Origin of the sequence: Microbacterium sp. dk485 (assembly GCF_004570445.1) — a bacterium.
Classification (GTDB): domain Bacteria; phylum Actinomycetota; class Actinomycetes; order Actinomycetales; family Microbacteriaceae; genus Microbacterium; species Microbacterium wangchenii.
Genome location: NZ_SPQW01000002.1, coordinates 14,360 through 29,742 on the forward strand (window position 1 = coordinate 14,360; position 15,383 = coordinate 29,742).

Annotated in this window: 11 protein-coding genes and 1 tRNA gene; 3 read left to right on the plus strand and 9 right to left on the minus strand. The window is 64.1% G+C overall.

Features of this window, described 5'->3' with window-relative positions; genetic code table 11:
* Positions 1-251 precede the first annotated feature (251 nt).
* From E4V99_RS10720 to E4V99_RS10750, 7 genes are all read right to left on the minus strand, one after another.
* Positions 252-2,279 (minus strand): ATP-binding protein, encoded by a 2,028-nt coding sequence (locus tag E4V99_RS10720; protein ID WP_135117274.1) that lies wholly within the window; start codon positions 2,277-2,279, stop codon positions 252-254.
* A 478-nt stretch (positions 2,280-2,757) separates the two neighbouring features.
* Positions 2,758-3,624, minus strand: a complete 867-nt coding sequence (locus tag E4V99_RS10725; protein ID WP_135117275.1) for a hypothetical protein — start codon at positions 3,622-3,624, stop codon at positions 2,758-2,760.
* A 460-nt stretch (positions 3,625-4,084) separates the two neighbouring features.
* A complete protein-coding gene (locus tag E4V99_RS10730) occupies positions 4,085-4,474 on the minus strand; it encodes a type II toxin-antitoxin system PemK/MazF family toxin (RefSeq protein ID WP_348630740.1) in 390 nt (129 codons plus the stop codon).
* A complete protein-coding gene (locus E4V99_RS10735; protein ID WP_135117277.1) occupies positions 4,425-4,658 on the minus strand; it encodes a hypothetical protein in 234 nt (77 codons plus the stop codon). Before E4V99_RS10735 ends, E4V99_RS10730 begins: the two co-directional genes overlap by 50 nt.
* A gap of 42 nt (positions 4,659-4,700) precedes the next feature.
* The gene (locus E4V99_RS10740; protein WP_135117278.1) at positions 4,701-7,451 is read right to left on the minus strand and encodes an AAA family ATPase; all 2,751 of its coding nucleotides are present in this window, start codon (positions 7,449-7,451) and stop codon (positions 4,701-4,703) included.
* Positions 7,452-7,789: 338 nt separating this feature from the next.
* Complete coding sequence (locus E4V99_RS10745; protein WP_135117279.1) at positions 7,790-8,860, minus strand: hypothetical protein; 1,071 nt, start codon at positions 8,858-8,860, stop codon at positions 7,790-7,792.
* Between the two features lie 167 nt (positions 8,861-9,027).
* The gene (locus E4V99_RS10750) at positions 9,028-10,263 is read right to left on the minus strand and encodes an AAA family ATPase (RefSeq protein ID WP_135117280.1); all 1,236 of its coding nucleotides are present in this window, start codon (positions 10,261-10,263) and stop codon (positions 9,028-9,030) included.
* 608 nt (positions 10,264-10,871) lie between these two features.
* Between E4V99_RS10750 and E4V99_RS10755 the strand changes: the two genes are divergently transcribed.
* From E4V99_RS10755 to E4V99_RS10765, 3 genes are all read left to right on the plus strand, one after another.
* Positions 10,872-12,068 (plus strand): DNA cytosine methyltransferase, encoded by a 1,197-nt coding sequence (locus E4V99_RS10755; RefSeq protein ID WP_135117281.1) that lies wholly within the window; start codon positions 10,872-10,874, stop codon positions 12,066-12,068.
* Positions 12,069-12,174: 106 nt separating this feature from the next.
* Positions 12,175-12,594 carry a very short patch repair endonuclease gene (locus E4V99_RS10760; protein WP_135117282.1) on the plus strand — a complete coding sequence of 140 codons (420 nt, stop codon included), beginning with the start codon at positions 12,175-12,177 and terminating at the stop codon, positions 12,592-12,594.
* Positions 12,595-13,520: 926 nt separating this feature from the next.
* A complete protein-coding gene (locus E4V99_RS10765) occupies positions 13,521-14,651 on the plus strand; it encodes a site-specific integrase (RefSeq protein WP_135117283.1) in 1,131 nt (376 codons plus the stop codon).
* A 206-nt stretch (positions 14,652-14,857) separates the two neighbouring features.
* Here E4V99_RS10765 and E4V99_RS10770 read toward each other — a convergent pair.
* Both E4V99_RS10770 and E4V99_RS10775 read right to left on the minus strand, forming a co-directional pair.
* A tRNA-Arg gene (locus E4V99_RS10770) sits at positions 14,858-14,929 on the minus strand.
* A gap of 91 nt (positions 14,930-15,020) precedes the next feature.
* Complete coding sequence (locus E4V99_RS10775; protein ID WP_135117284.1) at positions 15,021-15,305, minus strand: iron-sulfur cluster biosynthesis family protein; 285 nt, start codon at positions 15,303-15,305, stop codon at positions 15,021-15,023.
* Between the last annotated feature and the right edge of the window lie 78 nt (positions 15,306-15,383).

The following is a 15,383-nucleotide window of genomic DNA, read 5'->3' on the forward strand; positions in this document are numbered from 1 at the left end:
CGTTCATCATAGGGACGGAGACGGGTTGGAGAGGAGAACCCGCCAACGATGCGCCAGGCGGCCGTCGCCCGTATGCCCGTCCTTCACCGCCGTTCTCTGCCGTACGATCGGTTGCTCGGGAAACGGGCAGCGCCCGGATAGCGCACGCGTGCGGGGTGGTTCGGAACGCGAGGTGGGGACGCTGTGCGCTAGCTGCCCACCGGCCATTCTGTCAGCGAGCCTCGTGGCGACCGGACATCCCGACCACTACCTCACGGGTTGTCGATTGGGAGTAGGAGTTTCTCGCCAGGATCGAGGCTAATGAGCTCGTAATGATGTCCTGAGAGCATCTGCAGAAGGCTCTCGCGTGTCTCGCTGGTTGCGAACACGATCTGGGCGCCTTTATCCCCCATCCGGGAAGCGTGTGCCAAGAGAGCGCCATAGCTTGTCTTAGCGGTGTCTTGCTGCCGCGGTTCGTCAAAGAGCAGCAGCCCAGCATGATTGCCGGTTGCCTGCCCCACTTCCAGAAGCGAGAATAGATACGCCCAGATCAATCGGATCATGTCGCTGGCTGATAGGTCGAATCCGAGATCGAACCCGTCATGTGTCGGTCGGAAGGTCGTGCGGTCGATGTCGATTTCCTCCACGCGTAGTGATTTGAATCCGTACGCGGCGAGCTGACTTCTTAGAGTGGCTTCGACTGCTTCGATTTTCCGCTCGTCGTCGCGGGAAAGATCGCCAGACTCGGCAGCATGGAGACGATCGCGCTGGACAGCCCAGTCTCGGGCGAGGCGCTCGAGCTCCGTGCGCAGGTCCATAAGTGCCGCGTACCGTTCCTCCAGTTCGTTGACTCGCGCTTGGTCGGACAGTCGGCGCGAGATTGCCGCGACTGATGGCGTGGAACTCGCACTCACGAGCGTGTCGCGGGCAACCCGGATATCGGTGCGGTGCTGGCTTACCTGAGCCGAGAGACTTGTGCGTCGAATGGCGATCGCCCGCAACACTCGCTCATGATCGTCGCGCATGCTCTGAAACGTGGCCACTTGTCGCCGAATGTAGGTGATGCTCTCCGCCGCAGACATCGCGTGTCGGGAAATGTCCGAACCGTCGTTTAGTTCCTGATGGCATGTTGGGCAGACGTGCTCAGCGATGAGGTCGTGAGACTTCGCCGATCCATAACTCTCAAGAACCTGGCTGTCAAGATGTCGTTGCAGGTCCTCACGGAGCGCGTCGATTCGAGCCTCAACCTGCGAGATATACGTGCGTGCTTCGCGTTCCTCCTCCGCCAGTGCGGCTGAGACTGCGAGCGCCTCCCGAAGAGCGCCCTCGAGGAATTGAAGATCTGCCTCAATATGTGATGCGGCTTCCCCTGCAGACGGAACGTCTCCTGCGGTCTCTGTGAGCCGCGCCGTCAGTGTTTCGATTGCCTGAGTAATCGGTATCCAAGCGGTCCCCTCCGCGACCACCGGGATGAGTGACGCCTCGCCTAATCCTCCGCTGATGCGGCCAGGCGGATTCCTGATCACCAGTTTGCTGTTTGCTGCCAACTCTGTCGCCTTCAGGCATGCAGCCTGCCAGTCTGATTCGAGCTCACTCATCGTTGACCGGAGTCGTTGGCGGAGGAGTGTGCGCTCAAACACGTCCAACCCGAGCACGTACTCTGCCGAGCGTTTGCCTACGTCCCGTATCCCCATGTAGGTCGGAATACGGGCCTGAACGCCGCTCCAGCCATGCTTCTGCTCGACGAAGTAGTACGGAAAGAGCGTTTCGAGGTAGAGGGGGACCTCGCCTCCGTCGTGTGTGCTCACGCGCGGCAACCTTAGCCCCATGAACTCCGCAAGGAAGCGGTGGAATCCAGCCTCGTTCTGAGCCGCACCCTGGCGTCTCACGAAGAAGTCCGAACTGGGAAGGCTTCCGTTCTCGGTGATGGCCGCGCCCTCCGTTACCGTCACGAGGCGGCGGTCCCTATCTGCGCCGACCACTCCGCGCCGCACAGTGACCACTCGGCCGTCGGCGTTCTCGACCTCGATCTCGATCCACGACTTTTCGACTTGGCGCGGCTGGCCATCGACATCGATCTGGTCGGTCATGGCATGGGGGAGCGGTACCCGCTGGCTTGGGCTGAGCATCCCCTCAAGGCCCAAGGCGTACACGATCGCTTGGAGGGCAGTCGACTTCCCCGAGGTGTTGTCCGCGCGGAGAACCGAAAGCCCCGCTCCGAATCGGATTGTCCGACCAAGTTCACCCGCGCTGGTTGTCACACGCAAGCGCAGAGCACGCAATCGAAGGCCGCTAGTCATGTCCACTCCAATAGGTCACGTATCTGTCGTTGCGTTATGCGTCCCGAGAGAGACCGCAAGAAGCTGCGTTCCGCAACTAGAGAGTTCCCATGTTCGATGGCATCGGCGAACGACTTCCCAGGCGGAGTCAGCCTGATCACCCCGGACGGTTCACGGCTGACAAGCTCGGCGCCCAGGGCGAGATCGATGGTTACGTCGACTGAAGGATCGAATCGAACGAGGAGCTCGTCGGGAGACTTGTTCCCTTCGTGCCACTTGACGAAGAGGTCCCTCGTGTGCTCGCTCCGGATTGCCCACCAGAGTGTGTGCAATTGCTCAACCGGTGCGGAGTCTGCTCGTGAGTGACGCAAGATCAGGCATAGGACCGCAACTCGCCACGCCGTCCTGAAGTCCCCGGGAATGGGCTCTGCTCGCTGGCGGAATTGAATCTTGGCATCGATCGAATCGAAGAACTCCGACAGCTGGTTGGAGCTATCCACTACGCCGCCTCGAAATTCAGCGGGCAGCGCATTAGCCAGTCCGCAACCGCGGCCCACGCGAGGACCGTAGCGAGCTGCTCACTCAGGACTTGGTAGTCCGCGCGGAGAACCGCCGCGAACTCTCGCGCGATCTTGGCCAAGCTGGCGCTCGAATAGGTAAGGTCGGGCGGGTACTCAAGTACCAACATGGCCTCATGTCGCGACTTGGATGCCAAGATCCCAGCGTGAACGTCCGGGACAATCGATCGAAGACGCTCCAACGCGTTCTCACCCTGCAGGTACTGCGCAATGAGTGAGTCGAGCATGAGGTCTCGCGTGCTACTGGAGCTGATGATCACCTCCAGCTTTTCTGCCGCAGTCTCGCGGAGGCTGTCGTTGGCAGTGTGCCAGTCCCTCACAGCTGCAGGGTCAGGTGGAGTGGATTCGACGATCGGCGTGGGGACCAAGAAAAGGTCTGCCCGCTCGAGCGCATAGTCTGCGTCGGTCTCGACGACGATCGAGAACGAGGGATCGATAAAGGCGAGCCCCCACCCAGCGACCTCGGAAGCCTTCGTACTCGCGTGGGCGACAAGAAGCCGCGAGTCGTGGCGGTGAACCATGAAGACATATCGCTTCAAGACCACCGTGCCGAGCATGGCGCCGAGATCATCCTTCTTTGTCCTGAGCTTTCCCAGGTCGGTTGTCAGCTTGTCGCGCTGCTTCTCATAGCACTGCGCAACGGTGAGCGGTTCGTCCGCGGCATAGCACTGATACGCAAATCCGTCGTGCGAGAAGGCTTCAATGCCGAGGTCGCCTTTGTGTCGGTCGGGGACTAGCTGCAGACTGTGCGAATTGTGTCTCGCATATCTTTTCTGCAGCAGAAGCATGCAGAAGTCCTGCCACTCTCGGCCATGCCAGATTCCGGACATCGTCGCTCCGTTGCCGCAACCCCCGTGCGGCCCTTCATGAAACCTACTGGCTCGTGCTGCTGAAGCCCGCATCGGCGCGTCGTCGTGGACGCAAGTCTGTGCCAGATCGCACGCGGCGAGGCAATCACTGGCGTCAATCGGGTCAGAGCCGGCACGTGGCAGCTAGGGACGATCGGCGTAAGAGTCCGGTCAACCATCAACTGCCGCGATGACAACGGTCGCGCGCCACTTGGTCACGACTCATTTGCTGGTCCTCAATGGCGAGCGGCTGGGGCGTCTCCATTGTGCGGCCGGCCGTCTAGTAGACCCCTAGCATGCCCCGCGCGCCGATATGCCCGACTGAGCTCCGCCAACTGCAACGCTGCCGAAGCCCGCGACCGCTGACGCCGAGACCTCATGTCTGCCGTCGTCACGCCGGTCAGAGATCGAGGAAGTCGCCCAGCCAGGTGCGTATTGCTGCGAGACAGTCGTTCGACACTTCGCCGGCCAGCCCCGTGAGCCGGTCCCGCGACAACGTGCGTGGCTGCTCGGTCATGACCCACGATGGCCGGTCCAGCCCGCTCGGCCCCTCCACGCGAACGTGGTTCGGCCATCCGCGGTCGGTGGTCGTAATCGGCAACACGATGACGAGCGTCGTCACAGCATCCAAGTAGCGGGCGGACGCAACCATCAGCACCGGGCGGTGCCCACCTTGCTCTCTGCCGCGGACGGGCTCGAGTGCCGTCCAGGCCACGACGCCCGAGCAAGGTCGGGAGTCGTCACTGAGCGTCGGCCAGTTCGGTGCGCTCCAAGTCTCCGGTCTCCGCACCGTGCGACTCTGCGTCGGCGCTGCTCGACGCCTCGATCGCGGACTTCAGCAGCTGGAGACGCCATCGTCTGTCCTCAGCGTCTGCGAGATGCGCGAGGTGCGCGCCGAGTGTGCGCCCGTCACGCGCAGCTTGCTCCTTAAGCCGGTCGCGGATCTCGGCGCTGACCTTGATGGTCGCGGTCATACCCGGAGTGTACTGGCGAGTGAGCGAGCCCCGAGCGGTCGATTACAGCGATAGTCCGCTGCGCGACGGCGACGAGCTCGGCGTGGTCCAAGGCGCGGAAGCCCGGCGCCCTCGCTCGCGCGCAGCCCGCCGCAGCTCGGTGTGCGCAGCGCGCATCGCGTCCTGGATCGTGAGCTCGGTCGTCCCGCGCATCATCGTGGCGCCCACCTGCGCGATCGCCTCCTCGTCGGTCCGTGCGACCGTGATCGCGATGTTGTGGTGGCGGCCTCGCGTCAGTCCGACATACAGCCCGGCTGCGTCGACGTCCGGTCCCACCGCCGCAGCATCCGTCGTCTCGCCCTGAATGCCGTGCACCGTTGACGCGTACGCCAGTTGCAGGTGTTCGAGCGCATATTCACGACTCACGCCACGGATGTCGCCGCTGTCGCTCGCCGATGCGAGCGTGACGACGTCATCCCGGATGCCGCGCACCACCCACTGCGCACGGTTCTCGACTCCGGTGCGGGGGTCGTTCCGACGCGTCTGCACGGTGTCGCCGACGAGGATGCGCTGCTCGCCCATCCCGAGCGCAAGCATGGTGGCGTCAAGCTCGCCCTCATCGACGCGGCGCTGCTGGATCGCATCGTTGATCGCGTCTGCCTCGCTATTCGTGCCCGAGACCAGCGCGACCCGCTTTCCGCGCGCGTGCCACTCGAAGTAGACCGCAACCATCGCGTCACGCGCTTCCTCCGTGCTCCGCGCCCGATGCACGTGCCCGCGCTCGAGCAACTCCGCGGCAACAGCGAGCGCGTCGCCGCGGTCGCGTGGGTCACGCAGGCGAAGCGTGAGAGCGGCGTACTCCGGATCGCTGAACCTGTGCACCGTGTCGAGTTCGACGGATGCTGTCGCGAAGCGCACTGCGGATGCCATCGCTCCGGCGTGCCCGACCGGAAGCGCCTGGTACGGATCACCCACCATCGCAACACCCACCTGCTGTTGGAGCGCGAGATCGACGAGTGCGGACGCCGTCTGCAGGTCGAGCATGCCGGCCTCGTCGACGACGATCCGATCGCCGCGTCGGAGCACGAACCGCGATGGCCCCTCGTAGACCACCCCAGTGTCCGAGTCCGCCTCGCCGAACGACAGCCTCGTCCAGATCTGGGCCCCGGCGGCGTCGGTGGTCCAGCGGTAGCCGTGGTCGGCGAGCAGGGCGTGAAGGCTCGACGCCTCGGCGCCCAGCTCGCGTGATGCCACGGACGCCGCCTTTCGTGTGGGCGCGACCACCAGCATCTGTCGTTGCTGTGCTCTCAGTCCCTCGTACGCGATGCGCAGCATCGTGGTCTTCCCCGCGCCGGCCGGCCCGGTGATCGCGACGAGTTCGGCTGTCCCCGCTATCGCGCCCGCCGCGGCAAGCTGCGAGGGGTCGAGCCGCTCGACGTCTTCCGGGGACGCCGCGCACTGACGCAACTCGTGCGGCAAGAGTGAGCGGCCGGGGGAGGCGAGTGCGTCGAGGTAGCCAGCGAGTCGCATCTTCAGGCGCACGGTCTCGGTCGCCATGAACGCCTTCACGTGGCCCGGGATATCGGCATCCTTCACCAGTCGCACGCACTTGCGATGCGCTCGGTCGGTGATCGCGTCGATCGTCTCGGTCAGGTCCTCACGGGGTGCGACCACCCCGCTGCCCGCGAGAGCTCGCGTGGCGCCGGCGCGGAGGTCGAACTGACTGAACCGACCGCCGGAGCGGGTGGATCGCTCATCCGCGTCAACGACCGCGGCGTCCGCCAGAAGGTCCAGGTCCAGCGCGTCGATTGGATTCGAGACGAGCGGTACTGGTGAATGGTCGAAGACGAGCCGGGGGAGGAGCCCCGCAATCTCGTCACGGACCGTGGTCTCCCACGACTGCTCGTTGAGGTTGGCAGGCTTATCCGGACGCGACAACGCCCATGCGCGACGGTCGATCTGCGTCAGGATTCGGATGCTGGGGCTCGCGCCTTCGTGCTCGGCACTCCACTCCGCGATGAGCTTGGCTCGGTTCGCCTCGATCTGCGCCGACCGACGGGAGAAGGGCCGGACCGCCGCCGCCAGTTCCGCAACCTCGCCGTCGTCGTCGAGCGTGAATCCATGTCGGGCAAGAGCTGTAACCCACTGCGGGTCGGTGTGCGCGGCAAGATCTCCTTCGGCGTTGATCAACGTGTGCAGCTTCATCGCGACCCGAGAGTCGACGTTGGACCACTTGCCGTCGGCGCCGAGCACCTTTACGTTCAGCCAAAGGTGGCGGTGGGCGTGCGGGTCGAGCGCGCGCGAGCGACGGTGGTCGAGCTCGACGACCTCGATGCGGGTGATGTCTTCCCGGATGAGTCCGCCGTGCCCGCGACGCGCGTTGAGCTCGTCGAGCCAGGTTGTCAGGATCCGGTCGCGCAGACGGTCCTGGAGCGACTCAAACTCGGTCGCGAGTTCCGGGTGCAGCAGCGCGGCGATGCTGTACGACTTTGGGTGGTTCAGTGTCGCATCGAGCAGGAGGTCGGCGTCGGCGCTGAGTCGTGGGGTCCCGCGCTCCTCACCGGTGACCGGGTCATGGCCAGTGAGCCACACCCGCAGGGCGCCCGCAGAAAGCTGATCGGCTGCGATGGCGCCATCCGTCACCACGAATCGGGTGACGCTCGCATCGGCGGCGTTGCTGTACAACTCGAGCGCATCGGTGCCGGTCGAAAGGTGCAGATGGGCGTCGCAGGTTCCCTTGACGGCGTAGTCGATCGCTCGCCCGACCCCACCGGATCCGACGCCTCTCTTCCATCGCTGCAAGCCCCCGCGCATGGCGCCAGGGTACGTCTGCTTTTAGCTGCTGGCCAGCACTTTTCGCGGTGCGCAGGCGAGTGTAGCCGGATGCTTCAGAATGGCGCCCGGATCACCGCCCCACTGAACGGTGCCTGCGTGCATCGTCGTTGCATTGTGCTTGTCAGGTGGGAGTATCGTGGTCGCACATCGAACGGGTGTCGAGTCGCTCAATTGCGTATGCAGATGGGACCAGCTCCGTTCCAATCGCGAGGTTCGACTCGCGATTGGTTGCGCATTGCTCCGGGGCTTGGGGTGGACGGTTGCGGAGCGGCCCGCGAAGCCCCGCACGGCGGCTTGCTGGACGAGCCGGCGTAGTTTCAGTCGCGGTCGAGCGATCGGCCGTCCAATGCGTGCCGCTCGCGGCCAAGATTTGCCGAGGCCCACTTTGCAACCCGCTCCTCCAGGCCAGAGGCGGCAAGCAGCGATATCCGACCCACGGACGTGGCGACTTCCGCCTCCCCGTTCACAACACCGTGCGGGCCGACGACCAAGCCTTCGACATCCACCGCTAATGCGGTGTGGCACTCAGTCATGTACGCGACCGCCTGCTCATATCCGTTGCGAAGCACGTACTCGGACTTCGCCGAATACTTGCATTCGAGGAGAAGTGCGCGCTCATTCGATTCAAAGATTCCTATGTCGGCGCCGATCGGACGCCCCTTTGCCCCCAACTGCTCCAGAGCTTGCGCGTACGGCGACCGGCTGTTGTAGTACCGGAACGCAGCGGCGACCTCATACCAGATATCAAGCGTCCGGCGAGAATTGTGGGCTTCAAAGATCGGGCCCGACCCGATGCCGATTGGTCGAAGGTTGGAAATTCCCCAGCCTTGCCCGCGCAGGGCGAGCAGCACTTCGCCGAGACATCCGAGATGAAAGAGCGCGCCGCGAAGCTCAGTCGCCGGAAGTAGCAGCTCACGAGCGACATCGGCCACGTGTGCGCGCTTGGAGATAATCTCCTCGGCGACGTCGGCTAGGCCGAGCCATGGGCGGCCTGATGCACGCAGGGCACCCAAGTCTTCACGATCCGGTTGGGTGAATTCGCCATCCGTGGTCTGAAGCGACTCCCACGCTAGGCGGATCGCCGATAGCTCGGGCCTGACAGATTTGTCCACATCCGATGCAACCCTGGTCGCGTCCTGCTGGATCGAAACCAGCTCCTCGGCAACCCAGCCGAACACCGAGGTCAGAATGCTGTCCGGCGTCCGCTCCCGCACGACTGTATGGAATGAGCTCGGAGGCCATCCTTGTTGTCGAGTGCGGGCCCAATTGACCTTGCCGGACGGTGCAGCCTTCACCTCGTGTCGTCGCTCAGACTGCGCGGGCAGCGCGTCGATCCACGCGACCGCCGCATCTGGCAGTCGGGCGACGAGAGGAATCAGGTGGGCCATAAGCACTCGATTGGCTCGGGTGCGCACCGCTGAGGCACTCCACTCATGCTCCCCGGAGGCTAGTTCAGCCACAGCAGAATACAGCTGGCCCAGTCCACTGAAGCTCGCGAGGGCCTCGAGCAGGCCCGCAGTCGGGATGGATGGGCCCGGATCCGTGATGGAGCTGGTCAGCGCAACACTTGCAGCTGTGTCGTCACCCAACTCCATTGGTCCTCAAGTCCTTCGTCAGTAGACAAGGCCGCACCGAGTGCGTCCAGTACGGTGTCGTCGATTCGCGCAAGCCATGCCCCAGAGCTGGTCACGTAGGCTTCCGCCACCAGTTCGGCTATCGTCCCCTGGCCGAGCTCAATCCCGGCAGCGACATACCGCGGGATACCAAGGAAGAGGGCGGGACCCAATGCGGTGCTGTGCTTCGCGCGATGGGCTGCGTACAGCGTCACCACCCGGGTTCTCACCTCCGAGCGGATTTCCGGAGGGACTTGCGAAAGTTCAGCGCCGAGTGCGCTCTCAAAGCCGAGCGAATCCGGAGGCGCTATCGGCACGTGGGCAAACCTCCGACCAAGCGCCTGCCCGAAGCGAAAAACGCGGATTGCGTCGAGCGCATTATAGGTTCCGAGAAGTCGCCATTCGGCACCGGCAAGGAACTCGACCGGCTCAATCGGCGATTCGGCCATCAGTTCGTCAAGTTGCGTGACCTCCGAGATGGCCGAGTCGGTCCATCCAAGCGAGATCTCCCCAGCGTTGGGGTTGGCCGATACCCGACCCAGCGATACCGCCTGGCCGGAGAGCCACGTCAGCGCGCCACCGAAAATTCGGTCCATGTCCGCGCGGTTTGCTTCGTCCAGCACTAGCCATTCGTCTCGCGAGACGGCTTCTAATAGATGGCCGATGGCGAAGCGAATTCGTCCTTTGTCGTCGACCGTGTCGCCACCCAGCAGATCACGGGTCGTCCAGGATTCGTCAGGGGTCACTACCCTGCGGTCGTGCGCCATTGACATCCCGAATGAAGCCGGCGCCTGCGCCACTTCCCGTACGACTTCCTCTATCAGCTGGGTCTTGCCGGTCCCGGGCGGGCCAACCAGCATGGTGGCGGACCGCGATGCGATGGACGTTCTGACCATCCGGAGCGTTCGATCATCGATGATGAGGCGCGCTGGTACAGACTGCATCGGCGGCGTGGTCGTCGACGACGCCTTCCCATGAGGCTGCTCCGCCTCAACGATCTCCCAGGCGATACCGTACGCGTTAGATAGCTTGGTGGCAGTCGTCGCGGTGCGTTCGTCGTTGGAACGCACACCCCATCCGAGATCCCAAGTCCCGCTCTCCGATCGATGCATCAAAACGACCGCCTGATGGCCGCCCTTCAGCACGTCCTTGCGGGCGGCGTCCTTGGTGTCCTCCATTACGGACTCGTCCACGCATACTCCGACGAGGAGCGAGGCCTGCTGTGCGCGTGTTGACTGCGTGCTGCGCACGGAGTAGTTGCCTGGCTTGGAGATAGTGACGGACGTCACGGCTCCACGGGAGATCCCTGCAGCCGCCGCCAACACCCCATCCAGTCGGTGGAACTTGTTTACGCTCGGCGCCGAGATGTTCACCCACTCAAGGGCTTCTCGGACGTGTTCAAGGTTTTCCGCAAACGGTGAATCCACGGTCGACACGTTATCGGGTGATCTGGACCTGGTCTGGAAGCGCCGCGAGGCGCAGTGCCCGCGCGCCACGTAGTTGCGCGAAGGCGCGCACACACGCACCGTTGATGAAGTCCGGCTGGGAGACGAGACGTCCTGAATAGTCGATCGACGGGACCCGTGGGCGCGCGAAGGACGAGAGGGTTCTACTAGCTCGCACCTCGCGGTGTTCAGTCGGTGCCGGGGTATACATCCGGCGGTGGGTGGTACTCCCCGAGGGTCTGGGATCGTCGGTGGCTCGCGATATCGTCGCCCAGCGGCCGGTCGGCTCGAGCTTCGGGCAGATCAGAGATACCGTTTGACGTTGGTTAGGAGTTAGAAGCATGACGAGCACTTCGTGGAAGGTGGCCGGCCTGTTCGCCGGGATCGGGGGCGTCGAACTTGGTCTTGAGCGTGCACTCGGGAACCAGATCGAGACGCTTGCCTTCTGCGAGTGGTGGGAGCCTGCGCAATCCGTCCTCCGGGCGCGATTCCACGGGGTGCCCATCGAACCTGACGTTCGCGAGATGAAGAGGCTCCCTGAAGGCACGAACCTCGTTACCGCCGGTTTTCCTTGCACGGATCTCTCGCAGGCTGGCCGGACTGCTGGGATCGGCGGGGTTAACTCCGGTCTTGTGGTGAATGTCTTCCGACTGCTGGAGGATGCGCGGCGACGTGGAGGTGATCTTCCGACGCTCCTTATAGAGAACGTTCCGAACATGCTCGCTCTCGATCGTGGAAAGGCAATGAGCTACCTGATCTCTGAGATCGAGGCGCTTGGGTACGCGTGGGCCTATCGCGTTGTTGATTCTCGATTCACGGGCGTTCCTCAGCGCCGTCGCCGGGTGATCCTGATCGCGTCCGTAGATCTGGATCCGCGCCGAATCCTGTTCGCCGACGACGCAGGGGACAGGTCCGAGGACTTCCGCGAGGACATGTTCGGTTTTTACTGGACCGAAGGGCTGCGCGGGCTCGGCTGGGCACAGGACGCGGTCCCCACCCTTAAGGGTGGGTCGACGGTTGGCATACCCTCACCTCCCGCAGTGTGGGTGCGCGACGCTGCACCAGGACGTCGTCTTGTGAAGCCTTCGGTGGAGGACGCGGAGGAAATGCAGGGCTTCGACCGCGGGTGGACCGACGTCGGTGATCTTTCGCCCAGAAGGAACGGTCCGCGTTGGAAGCTCGTTGGGAACGCCGTAACTGTCGGCGTTTCGCGCTGGGTCGGCAGCAGGCTGAATGATCCCGCCGAGCCGGTCACCGACTTCCGACCGTGGACGCCCGGGAACGGGTCTTGGCCAACCTCTGCGGCGGGTAGGAAAGGCATGATCGCCGTCCCGGAGTCCCTCAGCGAGTTCCCTTGGCATGCGGACTACAGCCACCTTGGAGACATCATCGATACCGAGAATGCCGATGCGCTCAGCTTGCGAGGTGCGAAGGGGTTCTGGAGCCGCTTGCAGCGGGGAAACCTAGGTCAGTACCCAGGGTTCCGGGAGGCTGTGCAAGAACACATCAACGATCTGGAGTACGCGCTCGCGGGATAGAGACTTTGGCGCAGAAGATGCGACGCAAGTTGAATCCGCCACTACACGCCGCAATCAGCCGCCACACCAGCGACCACAAATTATGAATCCGGGCAGTGTGTGATCTATGGCCGAGTCATGGGCAACGTCGGCGAGCACGAGGAAGTCGATGCTTGCGAACAAACGTCGCGACACCTCGACGGAGCTTGCCCTGCGCCGGCAATTTCACTCGCGAGGGTTGCGCTATCGGGTCGACTTCGCGCCGATCCCGGGCCTGCGGCGCAGGGCCGACATCGTCTTCACACGTGCGCGAATCGCGGTCTTCATCGACGGGTGTTTTTGGCACGGTTGTCCCATACACGCCTCCGCTCCCAAGCGGAATGCCGACTATTGGGGCCCGAAGCTCGCGGCGAACATCGACCGCGACCGCGACACTGATCGCCGACTCGAAACAGCGGGGTGGCGAGTGATGCGCTTCTGGGAGCACGAAGCGCCGGGAGCCGCGGCGGATCGAATTGACGCGGCTGTGCGGGCCACTACGCGTTGATGATTCCGGACGCTCGCCGTGACCGCAACGCAGATTGAACGTGATGGGGAACACGAGCATTTCGTCCACGCGGACCCATCTGTCACAGCGGGGCACCACAATCAGCCGATCCCGCGGAGAGGGCACGTTGCTGCGCCCGAGCGCGCGGTGCTAAGCGAAGCTCGTAGCGCAGCGAAGAGTGGAGTCTGCAAAAGCGGACGACGGGACGGAGTCGGCCACGCCCCGCTACTCTCGGCGTTTGGGGGAGACGCCTCGCTCACCACCGCTTTTGCCCCCACCATGAGGGCAACCTGAAACATTGCCAGCGTCGCTAGCACTGCACGCAGCGCGACACTGTCGAAGGAGCCGTGGTGCGCTTCGGTAACGACGTCGTCGACCGGCAGCACCACCCACCGCCCCAGCATCGGGCCCCCGCGGCGGACTCTTGCCCGCACGCTCTCGAGACTCACCCGGGTTCGGCCCGATCGAGACGGATCAACGATGCGCAGAACCCGGGTAGTTGCGCGGTTTTCGCAGCCGAACCGGATTCAGGCGAACATCCAAAGGGTCATTCGACTCCCGTCGACGCGACGACGCGACGACGCGGCAGCGCCGCTGTGGGTCCGACGAGACGGCGCGTGACCAAGATCAGCCTTCCCCCGACATCCAGCCAAATCAGCGGTCGGGCGCGGCGCAGTGCTCGTCGTCGAACGGCTGCTAAGCGGAGCGCGCCAGCGCGGGGTCTGCAAGGAGTGAGCGGCGAGAACGGAGACGCGACCGATCGCTACACTCTCGTCGTCGGAGGGAGGCGCCCCTCCACCTCAACGCCAGTTGGCGACGTCTTCCGCCATCTATCCACATCTGTCATCGACCGCGTTGACGGCGCCCGACAGTTGTCCGACACTGGGCCGATACTGACCGTCGAGCCGGCATGAGCGGAGGTCGAGATGGGCAGCATCACCCCGTACGAATCGGCGAAGGGCCGCCGCTACCGCGTGCGCTATCGCAAGCCTGATCGCACCGAGACGGAGAAGCGCGGCTTCACCACGATGCGCGAAGCGAAGCTGTATCTCTCCATGGTCACGGTGTCGAAGGCGAAGGGCGACTACATCGACCCGTCCTCGTCGCGGGTTCCTGTCAGCATGTTCGCGGACAGTTGGTTGCGATCCAAGCAGCCGCCGATGTCGAAGCCCTCGTACTACATGACTCTCGAGCGAGCGTGGAAGAACCACGTCGCTCCCGTTTGGGCCGATAGGGAGATCTCTTCGATCCGGCGCTCTGAAGTGCAGGACTGGGTGTCAGATCTCGCGACGCGCAAGTCGCGCACGGTCGTTATCCGCTCACTCGGAATCCTCGCCGGCATCCTCGACGTTGCCATCGACGATCGGCGTCTCGCAAGCAACCCCGCCCGCCACGTGCGCAACCTTCCTCGGAACGGGCCGGGCAAGCGTCGCGTGTACCTCACTCACGACCAGGTGGCGACGCTGGCGGCGTGCTCGGCGTATCCGACGCTCGTCCTGACGTTGGCGTATTGCGGCTTGCGATGGGGTGAGGCCACGGGCCTGCGCGTGCGCAGCGTGAACCGGCTGCGCCGACGTTTCGTCATCGAGGAGAACGCGGTGATGATTGCCTACGAGATCCATGTCGGTACGCCCAAGACGCACGAGAGGCGCTCCGTCCCGTATCCCGAGCGGCTTGCTCCGATGATCGAGCAGGCGTGCGCGGGGAAGGGTCCCGAAGGGCTGGTGTTCGGTGACGGCATCAATCACATGCGCAACTCGGGGGAGAAGGGCTGGTTCGCGAATGCGGTTCGGCGTGCGCAGGAGTTCGATCCGTCGATCCCGCGGGTCACACCTCACGACCTTCGCCACACGGCAGCCTCCCTCGCGATCAGCTCGGGCGCGAACGTGAAGGCCGTGCAGCGGATGCTCGGTCACGCGTCCGCGGCGATGACCCTCGACACTTACGCCGATCTCTTCGACGACGATCTGGATGCCGTCGCGACGCGACTGAACGACCAGATGCCGCTGGTCGCACTGCCGTCGGGTCCGCAGACCCGCTACGCCCGACCGCAGTGAACCTCGAGAGCAGAATGCTCAGTTTTTCGACCAGGCACCGGCCGCCCGAAAGGCTCGATTTCGGCGCTCTGAGACGTCGCATGAAGGTCGTTGGAGACGGTCGTTGCTTCAAGCAGGGGCCGAAAATGCGGGCAAAAAGCGGGCAAAAACGGGAAACTAGTTAGGCTGCTCAAAAGAAAGACCTGGTCAAAGCCGAAAATATGTTGTGCCCCTGGAGGGACTCGAACCCCCAACCCTCTCCTTAGGACGGAGCTGCTCTTCCATTGAGCTACAGAGGCCGGTCGCCCCAGTCTACCGAGGCCGGGGGAGTGCTCTCGAGGAAACGACGACGCCCCCGGGGATCCCGGGGGCGTCGTCGGAAAGCCGTGGTCAGGCGCGTGAGGTGACGGCGAACTGCACGCCGCCCTCGCCGTCGGGCTGCGCGTCCAGGACGCGGTCATCCAGCACCAGCGCGGCGTCGCTGTCGAGGAAGACACGTGCGCCCTCGCTCTCGACGACCGCGTCGGCGGGCTGGGGGCCCGGGACGACGGTGAGCTGGAACTGGGAGTCCGGCGTACCGGCCCCCTCGATGCGAACCCCGCCGTCGGCGACGTCGGGGAACTGCGAGGTGATGGTCTTGACGGCCGTGGTCGCCTGCTCGGTGAGCGTGAGCATGGATGCTCCTTCCGTTGCGGACTCGAAGTCAGCCACGATGCCGAGAATGCGCGCGCACCTCAAGCCGAGGGAGCCATT

Bases quoted from the DNA above. Each gene is read 5' to 3' on its own strand.
- E4V99_RS10755 (WP_135117281.1), top strand. From the start codon at position 10,872: ATGACGAGCACTTCGTGGAAGGTGGCCGGCCTGTTCGCCGGGATCGGG.
- E4V99_RS10750 (WP_135117280.1), bottom strand. From the start codon at position 10,263: ATGGAGGACACCAAGGACGCCGCCCGCAAGGACGTGCTGAAGGGCGGC.
- E4V99_RS10740 (WP_135117278.1), bottom strand. From the start codon at position 7,451: ATGCGCGGGGGCTTGCAGCGATGGAAGAGAGGCGTCGGATCCGGTGGG.
- E4V99_RS10765 (WP_135117283.1), top strand. From the start codon at position 13,521: ATGGGCAGCATCACCCCGTACGAATCGGCGAAGGGCCGCCGCTACCGC.
- E4V99_RS10760 (WP_135117282.1), top strand. From the start codon at position 12,175: ATGGCCGAGTCATGGGCAACGTCGGCGAGCACGAGGAAGTCGATGCTT.
- E4V99_RS10725 (WP_135117275.1), bottom strand. From the start codon at position 3,624: ATGCTTCTGCTGCAGAAAAGATATGCGAGACACAATTCGCACAGTCTG.
- E4V99_RS10775 (WP_135117284.1), bottom strand. From the start codon at position 15,305: ATGCTCACGCTCACCGAGCAGGCGACCACGGCCGTCAAGACCATCACC.
- E4V99_RS10735 (WP_135117277.1), bottom strand. From the start codon at position 4,658: ATGACCGCGACCATCAAGGTCAGCGCCGAGATCCGCGACCGGCTTAAG.
- E4V99_RS10745 (WP_135117279.1), bottom strand. From the start codon at position 8,860: ATGGCCCACCTGATTCCTCTCGTCGCCCGACTGCCAGATGCGGCGGTC.
- E4V99_RS10720 (WP_135117274.1), bottom strand. From the start codon at position 2,279: ATGACTAGCGGCCTTCGATTGCGTGCTCTGCGCTTGCGTGTGACAACC.